The sequence below is a fragment of the Pseudomonas sp. P4_C3 genome (assembly GCF_056402075.1).
In genome coordinates, this window is record NZ_JBFUIC010000010.1 from 19,003 (window position 1) to 33,799 (window position 14,797).

Here is a 14,797-nt window from a genome sequence, read left to right on the forward strand (position 1 = left end):
GACAGGGATGCTCGATACCCTCTTGGCAGGGTATCGGGCGGGGCTTGAACGGCGCGCAATCTCTGAGGTGAGTTATGAGTGTTACCCAACAAACTCTGGATCAACTGGCCAGCGCCTTGCGCCAGGCCCAGGCCCGCGGTGAAGCGATCGAACCGCTGCGTGAACAGATTGGCGAAGACAACGCCGAGGCCGCTTATGCCATTCAGCGGCTCAACGTCGCCCATGGCGTCGCCAACGGTCGGCGCGTGGTCGGTCGCAAGATCGGCCTGACCAATCCCAAGGTGCAATGTCAATTGGGTGTGGATCAGCCGGACTTCGGCACCTTGTTCGCCGACATGTGTTACGGCGACAACCAGGTGGTGCCATTGGCCAGCGTGCTGCAACCGAAGATTGAAGCCGAAATCGCGCTGATCCTGGAGCGCGACCTGCCAAGCGTCGACACCACTTTCGCTGAGGTCCTGGCGGCCACCGGATTCGTATTGCCGGCGCTGGAAATCGTCGGCAGTCGTGTTCAAGGCTGGAACATCCGTTTCGTCGATACCGTGGCTGACAACGCCTCCAGTGGCTGCTTTGTATTGGGTGGCCCTGCCCGACGTATCGATGGGCTCGACCTGCGCCAGGCCAGCATGCACATGACCCGCAATGGCGAAGAGGTCTCCAGCGGCAGCGGCGCCGAATGCCTCGGTCATCCACTCAATGCGGCCGTCTGGCTGGCCCGCACCATGGCGCGGCTCGGTGAGCCGCTCAAGGCCGGCGACATCATCCTGACCGGCGCGCTCGGGCCGATGGTCACGGTCGCGGCCGGTGATCGGTTCGAAACCGTTATCGACGGTATCGGTCGCGTTGCTGTCGACTTTGCATAAGAGGCACTACCCATGAAAAAACTCAAAGTCGCCATCATCGGCTCGGGCAACATCGGCACCGACCTGATGATCAAGATTCTGCGCAATGCCCGTTACCTGGACATGGCGGTGATGGTCGGTATCGATCCAGCCTCCGACGGCCTGGCCCGCGCTCAGCGCATGGGCGTGGCCACCACCCACGAAGGCGTCGAAGGCCTGACTCGCATGGACGTGTTCAAGGACATCGATTTCGTCTTCGATGCGACCTCGGCCGGCGCCCACGTGAAGAACGACGCCTTCTTGCGTTCGGTCAAGCCGGGGATTCGCCTGATCGACCTGACCCCGGCGGCCATCGGCCCGTACTGTGTGCCGGTGGTCAACCTGGAACAGAACCTCGACCAGCTCAACGTCAACATGGTCACCTGCGGCGGTCAGGCGACCATCCCGATGGTCGCGGCGGTATCGCGGGTGGCCAAGGTGCATTACGCCGAAATCGTCGCCTCGATCGCCAGCAAATCCGCCGGTCCCGGCACTCGCGCCAACATCGACGAATTCACCGAAACCACCTCCAAGGCTATCGAAGTGATCGGCGGTGCAGCCAAGGGCAAGGCGATCATCGTGATGAACCCGGCCGAGCCGCCGTTGATGATGCGCGACACGGTGTTTGTGTTGTCCGAAGCGGTCGACCAAGCCAGGGTCGAAGCCTCCATCGTCGAGATGGCGGCTGCGGTGCAGGCCTATGTGCCGGGCTATCGTTTGAAGCAGAAAGTCCAGTTCGACGTGATTCCTGAAGACGCACCACTGAACATCCCTGGCCTGGGCAAATTCTCCGGCCTCAAGACCTCGGTGTTCCTCGAAGTCGAAGGCGCCGCCCATTACCTGCCAGCCTATGCCGGCAACCTCGACATCATGACCTCCGCAGCCTTGGCCACCGCCGAGCGCATGGCGCAGTCGATGCAACAGGCCTGAGGAGAATTTCATGAACGGCAAAAAACTCTACATCTCCGACGTCACCCTGCGCGACGGCAGCCACGCCGTACGCCATCAGTATTCGATCCAGAACGTGCAGGACATAGCGCGCGCCTTGGACAAGGCCAGGGTCGACGCGATCGAAGTCGCCCACGGCGACGGCCTGCAAGGTTCGAGCTTCAACTACGGCTTCGCCGCCCATACCGATCTGGAGTGGATTGAAGCGGCCGCCGATGTGATCAGCCACGCCAAAATCACCACCCTGTTGTTGCCCGGCATCGGTACGGTGCATGACCTCAAGGCGGCCTACGACGCCGGTGCCCGGGTGGTGCGCATCGCCACCCATTGCACTGAAGCGGATGTGTCGAAACAGCACATCGAATACGCCCGCGAGCTAGGCATGGACACCGTCGGTTTCCTGATGATGAGCCACATGATCGCGCCGGAGCACCTCGCGCAGCAGGCCAAACTGATGGAGAGCTACGGCGCGACCTGCGTGTACATGGCCGACTCCGGCGGGGCGATGAACATGCAGGACGTGCGCGAGCGCTTCCGCGCGTTCAAGGCGGTGCTCAAGCCGGAAACCGAAACCGGCATGCATGCCCACCACAACCTGAGCCTCGGTGTGGCCAACTCGATCACGGCGGTGGAGGAGGGCTGTGACCGCATCGATGCCAGCCTCGCCGGGATGGGCGCCGGGGCCGGCAACGCGCCGCTGGAGGTGTTCATCGCCGCTGCCGAGCGCCTCGGCTGGAATCACGGCACCGATCTCTACACGTTAATGGACGCGGCGGATGACATTGTCCGTCCGCTGCAGGACCGGCCGGTGCGGGTCGATCGCGAAACCCTGGCGCTGGGCTATGCCGGGGTCTATTCGAGCTTCCTGCGCCACGCCGAAATCGCCGCCGCCAAGTACGGCCTCAAGACCCTCGACATCCTCGTCGAGCTGGGCAAGCGGCGCATGGTTGGCGGTCAGGAAGACATGATCGTCGATGTGGCGCTGGACTTGCTGGCCACCACCAGGTCCTGATCCGGGTACTGGCTCCCCCGGCGGGCAGTCGCTCGCCGGGGGCATCGCAAGTGTGCTGGCCAGGGACTCTCGGCCTGGCCGCCCTCTACAGGAGTTCGTCATGCTGGCCAACCTATCCCTGAAGAACAAACTACTGTTCACCATCCTGCCACTGACGCTGTTGATCTATCTGGCGACAATACTGTTGGTCTACCAGTCGAGTCGCACCTCTACCGAGGCACTGGCGGAAGTTGCGGTGGACGCCATCGTCCATCAACAAGCCGCCGAGATTGCCGCCTGGTTTGACAGCGCGCTGCAAGGCGTGCGGACCAGTGCTGACCTGCTGTCGCGGGAAATAGTCGACGGCAAGCTGGTGGACAGCCGCATCGCTGATCAGTTGCTCGAATCGCTGTTGCAGAACAGCCCGCAGGCAAGCGCCGCCTGGTGGTTGCCTGCGCAAACCGGCGACACGCTGTATTGGCTACGCGGCGAGCAGGGCCTGCAGCCGGCCCCGGGCGCATCACGTGAGGCGGTGCGCGAGGCGCTGGGAACTATGGGGGGCGAGCGCGAAAGTGTCGCGCCGCCGCGTGCGCTACCTGGCCTTTCTGCATCGCGACCGGTGATCCTCGTGCAAGTGCCGGTGCGCGTGAACGGGCAGCTTGTCGGCACACTGGGCCTGGGCCTGGATGCCGATCAACTGCAGCGGCGAGTCGGCCAACTGCGCCCTTTGGATGTAGGTCTGGCGGCGCTGACTGCCCATGATACGACGCTGGTCGCTCATCCTGATCCGACGCGTGTGGGTCGCCGTGAAGCCGATACCGAGGCGGATTTTCTGGGCGACCACTTGCAGTCGATGATCGATGCGGTGCGTAACGGCAAGTCCCTGTCCCTGCGCTTCGTCTCACCGGCGATGCGCGAAGAAGTCTTCATGCTCGCGGTGCCGGTCGTCATCGGCAATACCGCTACACCCTGGTCGTTCGGCGTTGCCCTGCCCAGCGCGGCGGTGCTCGGTGGCGTCAAGACCCTCGCGATCAAGATGCTCATTCTCGGCAGCGTCGCCGTGCTGCTGGTCGGTGGTCTGATCCTGTTGCTTGGCCAAGCCATGGCGCGACCGCTGAATGTGGTGGTGCAGGCCATTGCGCAGCTGGCCTCGGGCGAGGCGGACCTGCGGTCGCGCCTACCGGTCAAGGGGCGCGACGAGCTGGCAACCCTGGCCCATGCACTCAACGGCTTCCTTGGCACCATGGCCGACTTGGTGGGAGAGATCAAAGGCAACAGCGAGTCCCTGCAACAGACCTCCACCAGCCTGCAGCAGGAAAGCCAGTCCACCGGCGTCGTGGTCGATACCCAGCGAGATGAGATCGGTCAGCTGGCCACCGCTATGCAGCAGATGGCCATGACCGTCGAGGAGGTGGCCGCCAATGCCGTTCAGGCTGCACAGGCCACCCAGGAGGGGGATCTGGCGGTGGCGCAGGGGCAGGCCACGGTGGCCCGGTTAAGCAGCGCCATCGTCGAGGATGCGCAGCTGCTCGGACAGATATCCCAGCTGACCGGACAACTGGACCAAGCCAGCCAGGCCATTGGCGTAGTGGTGGCGGTGATCCGTGATATAGCCGAGCAAACCAACCTGCTGGCACTCAACGCGGCGATCGAGTCGGCGCGGGCCGGCGAGCAGGGCCGTGGTTTCGCCGTCGTTGCCGACGAAGTGCGCGCCCTGGCGCGGCGCACGCACAGCTCGACCGAGGAAGTCGGCAAGAGCATCGGCATGATCCAGGACAGCACGCGCAGTGTGGTGGCGATGGTCCAGAAGAGCCGCGACACCTCTCAGGCGAATGTCGCCAACGCGCGTGAGGCCGGCATGGCACTGCAGCGCATCACCGAAATGATTGGCCAGGTGCGCGACATGAGCCGGCAGATTGCCACGGCTACCGAGCAGCAGGCCACCACCAGTGAACAGCTGTCGAAAAGCCTGGTGACCATCGCCAGTTCCGCGCAAAGCGCTTCACAGAGTGCTGGCCAGGTTCACCAGCGCAGTCACCACCTGCAGACCCTGGCGGGTCGCCTGAACGGTTTGGTCAGCCGCTTTCGACTGTAAGCACCGGTAGCGTGCGGCGGACCGGTCAGGGTTCGCGGCGCGCCCGTCACTCCGAAAAATGCCCGCTTCGACATTAATTGGCGCCCAAGGGACAAGTCAGGCAGTGCCGGGATAGTCCCCTGTTCGGCCATGACTTTAGAGTCGAACTGCCTCAGTCGTCAGCCATAGACGACGCTAACCCGGCGGAATCGACCCATGTCAAAACTTATAAAAATCGATCAAACCACGGCCTTGCCGGTGTCGCCTGCGACCCTCGGTCAACGCGCCCTGCGTGCCCTGATGGCGGCGCTTCCGTGGGCGATCATCGGCGGCCTGCTGTGGGCCGGTCTGTTCATCAAACCGCAACCGGTGGGCGCCACGGTGACGCCGCCGCTGCTCGAACGACGGGACCATTTCTACGGTCTGGCCCTGACCCCGGGCGGTGAAGTCTGGGCCAGCGGCTCGAATGGCAAGATCCTCGCTTTCGCTGCGAACGGCCAGTTACGCCGCCTGACTACGCCGACCGAACTCACCCTGCAGGACATCGCCGCATGGGACGGCAGCCATGCCGTGGCGGTCGGTAACGACGGCGTTGTGCTGTTCAGCCTGGACGGCGGTCATTTCTGGCAAGCGGCGGCCAATGTGCCGCGCTCGCAGGTCGCCAACAAGCTCAACCGCGTGCGTATCGCTGCGGGCGGCCTGGCCATCGCCACCGGCGAGATGGGTGCGTTGCTGATCAGCCATGACTATGGCCAGAGCTGGCAGCGCCTGCGCGAAGAAGAAGACGTGGCCTGGAACGATGTGGCCATCCTCGATGGCGGTCAGCTGGTGGTGGTTGGTGAATTCGGCCGCATCCTGCGCAGCGATGACCTCGGTCAGCACTGGGAAGCAATCGAAGCGCCGCTGCCCGGCTCGCTGATGTCGGTGCAGTTTCGCGATGCACAGAACGGTGTGGCGGTCGGCCTGGAAGGTGCGCTGCTGGTGACCAGCGATGCTGGCCGGCAGTGGCAGAACATCAACCTGGGCATACGCGATCACCTGTTCGACGTGCTGTGGAACCCGACCCAGGCTCGCTGGTTCGCCACCGGCTCGCTGGGGCGCTGGGTGAGCGGCAGCGGCGAGGCCGACAGCTGGAAGGTCGGCGTTCTGGATGACCGCAACCTGTCCTGGCACACCCGTGCCCTGGCCGTCGGCAACGATCTCTGGCTGGCCGGCGCCGACCTTGGTCGCTGGAACGACCGGCGCTGGTCGCCTCTGAAACCCTGATCCCTGCCATGGCCCACTTCATCCGAGACAACAGCATGATCGAACATATTGCCCAATTCTGTATCCGCCGACGCGCCTGGGTGGCTGGCGTGCTGCTCGCACTGACCCTGACGCTGGGCTGGTTCGCCCTGCACATCGAAGTCCGCACGGTATTCGAGGACATGCTGCCATCGCGTCATGAATACGTGCAGACCCACGAAAAATTCAAGGACACGTTCGGCGGCTCGAACATGGTCACCATCATGTTTGAGGTCGGGCAGGGCGACATCTTCCGCACCGACGTGCTCGATAAGGTGCGCAATGTCACCCTTGGCCTGCGCGAAGTCTCCGCGGTCAATCCTTACCAGATCACCTCTCTGGCCTCGAAGAAACTCAAAGAGGTACGTGCCTCCACCGCTGGCATCGAGAGTCGCCCGCTGATGTGGCCGGACCTGCCGGTCAACGCCGAGGCGATGGCCGAGCTGAAGCAGGCGGTACTACGCAACCCGCTGGTGTATGGCCCGTATGTGTCCAAGGACCTGCAGGCGACCCTGATCACCGTCGACTTTATCGACCAACAGGTCGACTACGCCAAGGTGTTCAGCGAAATCCGTGGCCTGATCGCCAAGGTCGACGATGGCAGCGTGAAAATCCGTGTGGCCGGCGACCCGATCCTTTACGGATGGGTTGGCCATTACTTGCCGCAAACCCTGCAATTGGTGATCGGTGCCCTGACGCTGACCCTGATCCTGCTCTTCGTTCTCCTGCGTACCTGGCGCGGAGTCAGTCTGCCGTTGCTCGCCGGCGCGGTCAGTGCGCTGTGGGCGCTGGGCATCTGTCGTCTGCTGGGCATCAACTTCGAGCCGCTGGTCATTGTCGTGGCGATGCTGATCACCTCACGGGCAGTGTCGCACTCGGTGCAGATCGTCAACCGTTTCGACGACGAAATCGAGCTGCTGGCGCCCGGTGCCGATATCTCTCGCATCGCCGCGCGGGTCGCTCTGGCGGATCTGTTCCGCCCGGGCATGCTCGGGGTGATTGCCGATGCTGCATGTATGGCGGTGGTCGCACTCAGTCCGATTCCGATGCTGCAGAAACTCACTGTGCTGTCGGTGGTCTGGGTGTCGACGCTGACCATTAGCGCGGTGATCCTTACCCCGATACTGCTGTCGTTCATCCGCAAGCCGCACGGCACTGCGCACCCGATCAACTGCTTGCCGGTATTGCGCAAGGTGCTCGACCTGAGCGTTTGGGTCAGCCTGTCGAAAGCCCGTTACTGGGTGCTCGGTGGCAGCCTGCTGGTGGTGCTCAGTGYCGGTCTGTACTCGCTGAACCTGAAGATCGGCGACGCCAATCCCGGTTCGCCGATCCTCTGGCCGAACTCGCCATACAACCTCGACTCTGCTGCGATCAACGCCCGCTTCGATGGGGTCGACCGGATGTTCGTGGTGCTCGGCGAGGACGGCCATGCCGGTCTGGTCAAGCGCAACGAAGTGCTGAAGGCGATGAACAGCTTCCAGCGCTTCATGGAAGCGCAACCGGAGATCGGCGGCTCGGTCTCGATCGCCGACGTGCTGCCGCTGGTCAACAGCAGCCTGCGCGAAGGCAATCCACGTTACCTCGAACTGGCCGACAGCGAGGGCGTCAACGGCAGCCTGATGGCCATGCTCGACTCGATTTCCGAGCCGGGCGACACCTCGCGATTTGCCGATGACCAGTACGCCAACGGCTCAGTGACACTGATGTTCCGCGATCGTCAGGGCGAGACCATCCGGACCGCCGTGGAGCGGATCAAGGAGTTCATCGCCAGCCATCCGCTCAGTGAAGGTCACTGGCAACTTGCGGGCGGCCTGGTCGGCGTGATGGCGGCGATTAACGAAATCATCCTGTCCAGCCAGATCGAGGCCATCGCCCTTGCCCTGCTGGTACTCGCCGTTCTCTGCACCCTGGTCTACCGCTCCAGCGTGGCCGGCATGCTGTTCATGGTCCCGGTGATCATTTCCAACATGCTGACCTTCGCCTTCATGACCTGGAAGGGCATCGGCATGAACATCAACACCGTGCCGGTAGCCGCGCTTGGCATTGGTCTGGGTGTGGACTACGCGTTCTACATCGCCGACCGGGTCAAGGAAGAAGTCGCCGCTGGCGCCAGCGCCGAGGAGGCGGTCCGCAGAGCCCTGCATTCGGCCGGTATGGGTGTGATCGTCACCGCCAGCGTGCTGATTCTCAGCACCCTGCTGTGGTGGATGTCGTCGCTGCGCTTCCAGGCGGAAATGGGCCTGCTCATGGCCATCTGGCTGAGTGCTTCGGCGTTCTGCGCGTTATTCGTCATGCCATCGCTGATCTATGTGTGCCGCCCGCGCTTCATCTTTGGCGAGCGGTCACAGGCATCGGTCGCTGCACCCGCTTCGGCGTGTCAGCTGAGCTGAGACGAGATTCCCAAAACAACAACAACCAACGGTTCCTCGCTGCCACCATCTCTTGGGGAGACATCATGAGCAAACACCGTAACCCGGGCGCACGCATGCGCGCACCGATCGACAAACTGGCTTTAGCGATCACGCTGAGTACGCTGGCCATGCCACTGCTGGCTGAGGACAGCTTCAAATACGACGGTTATCTGCGCGAAGAACTGTCGTGGAACGCCAAGAATTGGCAGGACACACCGAACTACAACGACAAGGGCAAGCTGTCGATGGCGCGCAGCACCGCGCGGCTCAATCTGGATTGGCAGGCCGCCGACAATGTCTCGGTCGTTGCCAAGCTGCGTGCCTCGCGTGAGGTCAAGACCGGCTTCCTCGAACATCTGGAGGACATGGGCGCGAACAGCTACCACCACGCCGATGGCCAAGGCGACATCATGGATCTCTACAACAAGCAGGAGATTCGTGAGCTGTACGTCGACTTCCCGGTCGGCGAGCGCACCTCGTTCCGTATCGGCAAGCAGCAGATCGCCTGGGGCGAAACCGATTTCTTCGCCGCCAACGATCTGGTACATGGCTTCGACTACACCTGGCGCAGCTTCCTCGAGCCGGCCAACGAGGAGCTGCGCAAGACCAACAACATCATCAAGATGAATGTCGATGTGCCCGAGCTGGACGGTGGCCTGGAAGTCTTCGTCCGCCCTGGCCTGGATCGCAAAGAGGACATCGGCACCGAGATCGACATCTATGGCGGACGCTGGTCAAGCCAACCCTATGCCGGTGTCGATTTTCGCAACATTGACCCGTACAACTTTGAAAACGACGAGGGCGACTACCGCGATTTCACCGGTGGCTTGCGCTGGAGCGGTATGGCTGGCGACACCAACTACTCGTTGTCGTACCTGAAGACCTTCTACAACTCGCCGATCCTCAATGCGTCGAACAACCTCGCCATCATCGGCCAGCCGAACACGCCGTCCGGCGCGGTCACCCGTGGCACCGACCAGACGCGTGGCGTCGCCGGCGAAGTGATCTATCCGATCGTCGATATCTTCGGATTCAGCGCCAGCCGCTACTCAGAGCTGGCCGACGCGGTGCTCAGCACCGAGGTGGCCTACATCAAGGACGCGCCTTACCAGATCGAACTCTCCACGCCAACGCTGATCAGCCAGATCGTTGCGCCCGGCTTCGATGGTTTCACCCGCAAGGACGTGGTTGCAATGATGCTGCGCATGGACAAGAACATCGCTGCCACCCAGACCCTGCTGGGCACGGAAAAGCCAATGTTCTTCTCGGTGCAGCTGTTCGACAAATGGGTACAGAACTTCGACAAGGACGATCAGCTGCTCTACAGCGTCGGCTGGGGCGGCAAGGTCAAGGAGCACTCGGTCCTCGCCACCACCATCTTCGACCTCAGCTACGGCAGCGGCCGCATCCACCCCAATCTGGTGCTGGGCGCTGACCTGAGCAACGGCGGCGGCTTCGCCGTGCCGTCGGTGACATTCGAGCTGACCAGCAAATGGCGCTGGAAAGTCGAGTACGACGCCTTCTGGGACGACGCGTCGCGCAACAGTGACAAGTGCAGCGCGCCGAACGCCGCGAGCTGTGACAGCACCACCATGTTCGGTTACTTCCACAACCGCGATCAGCTGTACACCAGCCTGACCTACCTCTTCTGAGCCACACCGGAGATTTTGTCATGACCGTATCCCGTTCTACCCTGCGCCAGTCCCTGGCCCTGAGCCTCATCGCCGTTGCCAGCAGCCTGTCGTGCCTCGCCGGCGCTGCGGAGCTGCCGGCCGGCACAGTGATTTCCGCCGCCAACCTCGACCAGATCAAGAACGAAACATTCGAAGGGCACACCATCGCCAGTCTGCTCACTGAGAAGATGGAGTGGCGCATCCGCAACAGCGGCTGGAAATTGCCGCTGGCCAAGTCGAAGAACGTTGCGCTCGATCCTCGCTGGGTCGCGGCGACAGCGGCCAACGCCGGCAAGACCTCGATCAACAAGGAAGCCTGCCGGATCGATGGCTGGGGCGCCGGCGCTCCCTTCCCGAACATCGATGAGAAGGACCCTCAGGCGGCAGAAAAAATTGTCTGGAACTTCCACCTCGGCCAGCTCATCGGTRACGTGTCCCAGGTGCAGAACTTCACCCAGCTGCTGATCGACGGCGGGCGCGGCATTCATGCTGAGCCGGTCGCCGAGTTTTCCCGGTACACCATGAAAGGTCGCCTGACCGGGGGGAGTTCGGTGGAAGGCGATGGTAGCGAGCGCGGTCGGCAGTTGCTGTACTTCAAGTCGCCGTCCGATATGAAAGGGCTCGGTACTTACACCGTCATGTACGACGACGCGAAGGTCAACGACGTGTGGGCCTATATCCCCGCGGTACGCCGGGTACGTCGCCTGTCCGGCGGGGCCTGGATGGATCCGGTCGGCGCTTCCGACCAATTGCAAGATGACCTGGAGGGCTTCAACGCCCGGCCTTGCTGGTATTCGCAATACAAACTGCTGGGCAAGCGCTGGGTGCTGGCGGCCGCGAACGGCAAGGTCGACTTGTGGAACACCCAGGGCACGTCTGCCCAGGAAAAATATGCGGTGCTGGAAAACCAGCCGCCGTACTGGAACATGAACAACGACCTGTACGAGCCGCGTGAGGTTTATGTGGTCGAGGCCATCACGCCGTCGACCCACCCGTACAGCAAGAAAGTGCTGTACATGGAAACCAAATACCCACGCGTCCATTTCGCCGAGGCCTACAACCGCAAGGGCGAGTTCTGGAAGTTCATGGAGTGGCACACCGCCTACAACGCGGCCGACGGCGACATGCGCACCACCGGCAGCGCCGTGATCGACTTCCAGCGCAATCACGCCACGCTGTCCTTGATCGACACGAAGACCTGGAAGACCAACTTCGACGCCAAGTCCAATGACTTCTCTCTGCAGGCCCTGCAGAAGGCGGGTCGCTAGTCCGCCTGCGCGCCTGGCCGTCATGCGGTCGGGCACTGCTGCGGATTCCTCTACACCGCACCCTGTATGTAACAGCCACTCCAGCCCACACAGATCAAACGGTCGGATGCACCCGCCATGCGGGGCGTCACGACCAGAGGAGCCTTAACCATGTCGATGATGAGAGCCGCGCGCCTGCACGAGATTGGCGGTCGTTTCACCTTTGACGAAGTCCCCCTGCCGATACCCGGTGAACACGACGTGCTAGTCAAAGTCGAGGCGAGCGGGGTGATCCCCAATCTGAAGAACGTCACCACCCATTTCCCCGAGTGGTATCCCTTCCTGCCACTGCCGACGCTGCCGGCGGTCTTCGGTCTGGACAGCGCCGGAACCGTTGCCGCGGTAGGCGCGAAGGTCTCGGCGTTCAAGCCCGGTGACCGCGTCTACGTCAATCCTGGCGTCGGCTGTGGCGAGTGTCGTTACTGCCGGCAGGGTGAGGCGCCGCGCTGCGACGCTTATACCTTCCTGGGCTATTTCGGTTTCGGCCCCGGCTCGCAGGCGATCTTCAAGCACTATCCCCATGCCGGCTATAGCCAGTACATGACTGCGCCGTCGACCAGTCTGGTGCGTCTGCCACAGAAGCTGAGCTTCGCCCAGGCGACTCGCCTGGGCTACCTTGGCACGGCCTATTCGGCGATCCGCAAGTCAGCACTGCGGCCGGGGCAGAGCATCCTGATTCTCGGCGCCTCCGGTACGCTCGGGGTCGGTGCGACACTGCTCGCACTGGCGTTCGGCGCGGCACGCATCGTGGTCGCGGCGCGTGACGAGGGGGCTCTGGCCAGGCTCAAGCAATTGTCGCCCGAGCGTATCGTCACGGTATGCATCGGTGCCGGCGACCTCCAGGAACACGTGCGTGAGCTGGTTCCCGGGGGCGTCGATGTGATGCTCGATACCTTGGGCGCCAAGGCACCGGCGGCGCTGTCGGTGAATGCCATGCAAGCCGTCGCACGGGGTGGCCGGATTATCCAGATCGGCGGCGTCGCAGGTCCCATCCCRATTGATCCGCACCCGTTCATGTGCGCTCAGTTGCAGTACATCGGCTCGTTGTGGTTCACCACCGCCGAAGGTGACGAAATGGCCCGCATGATCGAAGCCGGCAGTGTCGACCTGTCGTTGCTGGAGGAGCGCCGCTATCCGCTCGAACAGCTCAACGAAGCGCTCGACGATATCCAGACCCAGGCCAATGGCTTCACCAACTTCCATATCGTTCACGCTTGAATATCCTGCCCGCGCCGCGAAGACCGGCGTGGGCCTCACACCTATTCGGAAGCGTTCAGACAATGACAACAATGCGCATCGTGACCGGCCGTGACAGTTCCGGCAGCTCAGTCATCATCAGCAACGGCCCGCTCGTCGGCGCCGAATCCTTCACCCATTCCCCCGGCTTTTCTGCCGCACTGATATGGCAGACCGAACCGCAGGCGCGCATCGTCGACCGCGCAGTCGACCCGACGCAGCAGGTGGTATCGGTCGTCCCGGGACCTGGGGGGACCAGCGCGCTGCTGGTCACCTTTGCACCCGACAACCTTGTCGGTATGGCCGACTTCGATCCAGTCGCAGCCGGGCAGGAGCTCTGTGCCCGGCTACCGGGGCTCGGTGAACGCTTCGAAGCGGACCATCCGGGTTTCCATTGCACCGACACTATCGACTACGGCGTAGTGCTCGAAGGTGAAGTCGACCTGGAGCTCGATAACGGGTGCACCCACCGGTTGCGCCAGGGCGATATCGTGGTGCAGGTGGGTACTCGCCATGCCTGGCGTAACCCCGGTAACACTCCAGCCCGCCTGTTGTTCGTTCTGGTGGGGGCTACGCGGTCGCCAAACCCGGTCTGAACGGGCGTAAAGCACCGCAAAACACCGAGTTTCAGACGCTTTTGTGGCGTTCGTCAGAAAGAGTGGATAGTACGGCTTTCAGGGCATGCTTCTTGCCTTTTCATAACGTCGAGCTGGCCTTGCGAAAGCGCGATGCGATCCAGTTGGAGTACACCACATTGCACGCCCGAGATTAGCCGAAAAAAAACAATTAAGCGTGTTTGTCTTGCAGTAGAAAAGTTGTCTGCCCACAGCATTGGGCGGAGGGTAAAAGCAATGGAAAATCTGGTTTTTGCGGCAACAACGCCGCCCGAAACAGTCCTGTCCCGATTCGAAGTATGTCGCACTCAGGATATCGAAGAAGCCACTCAATGGGGGGAGCGTATTTTCTGCGCGAACCGCCTGCGCAGTATGAGTAGCAAGGGGGCGGTCAATACCAGCATCTACTATCGCCGATTGGGGGGCATCGGTATCGGTCGCATGAGCTACGGCGGTGATATCACCATCGAACCGGGTGTCCTCGATTCCTTTGCGCTTATTCAGATGCCTATCCGTGGTCAGGAAATGATTGAGTACGCCAATCAACGGGTGCATTCCACACCGCAGCTCGGGTCGGTCCTCAATACCCATGCACCGTTCAAGATTCATCATTGTCCCGGTACCGAGAAGCTGATCATTCGCGTCGAGCGCAGTTTGCTTGAACGGCATTGTCAGAAGCACCTGGGCCGCACGTTACGCAATACCATCGAGTTTCAACCGGCGATGCCGCTGGACACCGCCGAGGGGCGGCGCTGGATGCGCATGGTCGGCTGGCTGTACGACAGCCTGTCGGTCGATGAGGACATGCCGGCGCTGCTCACCGCGCAGTTCGAAAATATCCTGGTCGACACGCTACTGACGTGCCAGCCGCACACCTACAGCGCTGAGCTGTGCAGTGACCCGCGAACCTCCGTCACCCCGTCGTTCGTCAAGCGTGTGGAGCGCTTCATCGAAGATCACGCCCATGAGCCGATCTCGATCGTCGAGATGGCCGAGCATGTCGGGGTCAGCAGCCGTTCTCTGTTCACCGGCTTTCGCCGTTACCGCAATACCTCGCCGATGCTCTACCTCAAGGAGGTACGCCTGCGCCACGTCCACGAGGAGCTGCAGCGCCAGAGCCCTGGTTCCGTCACCGTGACCACCGTGGCTTTCCGCTGGGGTTTCAGTCATCTCGGCCATTTCACTACCGACTACAAGCGTCGCTTCGGCGAGAGCCCGTCGGAGACGCTGTCCCGCTGATTTCAATGGACAGGGATGTCCGCCCCTCCGACCTCTCTGCGCATTTTCTGCGCTGGCGGGATAAGCCGCACAGTCTCGGGAGCGTCAGCTGCGTCTCTACTTCCTAGGATGACCGTCAAGCGTGCCGTAGTGCGACGCC

At 62.4% G+C, this 14,797-nt stretch carries 10 protein-coding genes and 2 pseudogenes; all 12 read left to right on the top strand.

Annotated features, from left to right (window positions below; genetic code table 11):
- The first annotated feature begins 74 nt into the window (after positions 1-74).
- The 12 genes and pseudogenes from mhpD (at position 75) to AC1DVH_RS04090 (ending at position 14,658) form a co-directional block, all read left to right on the top strand.
- Complete coding sequence (mhpD, locus tag AC1DVH_RS04035) at positions 75-863, top strand: 2-keto-4-pentenoate hydratase (protein ID WP_477752723.1); 789 nt, start codon at positions 75-77, stop codon at positions 861-863.
- 12 nt (positions 864-875) lie between these two features.
- Positions 876-1,811, top strand: coding sequence for an acetaldehyde dehydrogenase (acetylating) (locus AC1DVH_RS04040; RefSeq protein WP_477752724.1), 936 nt, complete (start codon positions 876-878; stop codon positions 1,809-1,811).
- Between the two features lie 10 nt (positions 1,812-1,821).
- The gene (gene dmpG, locus AC1DVH_RS04045) at positions 1,822-2,841 is read left to right on the top strand and encodes a 4-hydroxy-2-oxovalerate aldolase (protein WP_477752725.1); all 1,020 of its coding nucleotides are present in this window, start codon (positions 1,822-1,824) and stop codon (positions 2,839-2,841) included.
- Between the two features lie 1,081 nt (positions 2,842-3,922).
- Positions 3,923-4,225, top strand: a pseudogene (locus AC1DVH_RS04050) (HAMP domain-containing protein); the annotation flags it as partial.
- A gap of 171 nt (positions 4,226-4,396) precedes the next feature.
- Positions 4,397-4,915 (top strand): annotated as a pseudogene (locus tag AC1DVH_RS04055) (methyl-accepting chemotaxis protein); the annotation flags it as partial.
- Positions 4,916-5,110: 195 nt separating this feature from the next.
- Entirely contained in the window at positions 5,111-6,160 is a 1,050-nt protein-coding gene (locus tag AC1DVH_RS04060) for a WD40/YVTN/BNR-like repeat-containing protein (RefSeq protein ID WP_477752726.1), read from the top strand.
- A gap of 35 nt (positions 6,161-6,195) precedes the next feature.
- Complete coding sequence (locus tag AC1DVH_RS04065; protein ID WP_477752727.1) at positions 6,196-8,568, top strand: efflux RND transporter permease subunit; 2,373 nt, start codon at positions 6,196-6,198, stop codon at positions 8,566-8,568.
- A gap of 65 nt (positions 8,569-8,633) precedes the next feature.
- Positions 8,634-10,241, top strand: coding sequence for a DUF1302 family protein (locus AC1DVH_RS04070; RefSeq protein ID WP_477752728.1), 1,608 nt, complete (start codon positions 8,634-8,636; stop codon positions 10,239-10,241).
- 20 nt (positions 10,242-10,261) lie between these two features.
- Positions 10,262-11,530 carry a DUF1329 domain-containing protein gene (locus tag AC1DVH_RS04075; protein WP_477752729.1) on the top strand — a complete coding sequence of 423 codons (1,269 nt, stop codon included), beginning with the start codon at positions 10,262-10,264 and terminating at the stop codon, positions 11,528-11,530.
- A 150-nt stretch (positions 11,531-11,680) separates the two neighbouring features.
- Complete coding sequence (locus AC1DVH_RS04080) at positions 11,681-12,787, top strand: alcohol dehydrogenase catalytic domain-containing protein (RefSeq protein ID WP_477752730.1); 1,107 nt, start codon at positions 11,681-11,683, stop codon at positions 12,785-12,787.
- A 62-nt stretch (positions 12,788-12,849) separates the two neighbouring features.
- A complete protein-coding gene (locus AC1DVH_RS04085) occupies positions 12,850-13,401 on the top strand; it encodes a cupin domain-containing protein (protein WP_477752731.1) in 552 nt (183 codons plus the stop codon).
- Between the two features lie 255 nt (positions 13,402-13,656).
- On the top strand, positions 13,657-14,658 hold the full coding sequence (locus AC1DVH_RS04090; RefSeq protein ID WP_477752732.1) for an AraC family transcriptional regulator: 1,002 nt from the start codon (positions 13,657-13,659) through the stop codon (positions 14,656-14,658).
- The last annotated feature ends 139 nt before the right edge of the window (positions 14,659-14,797 follow it).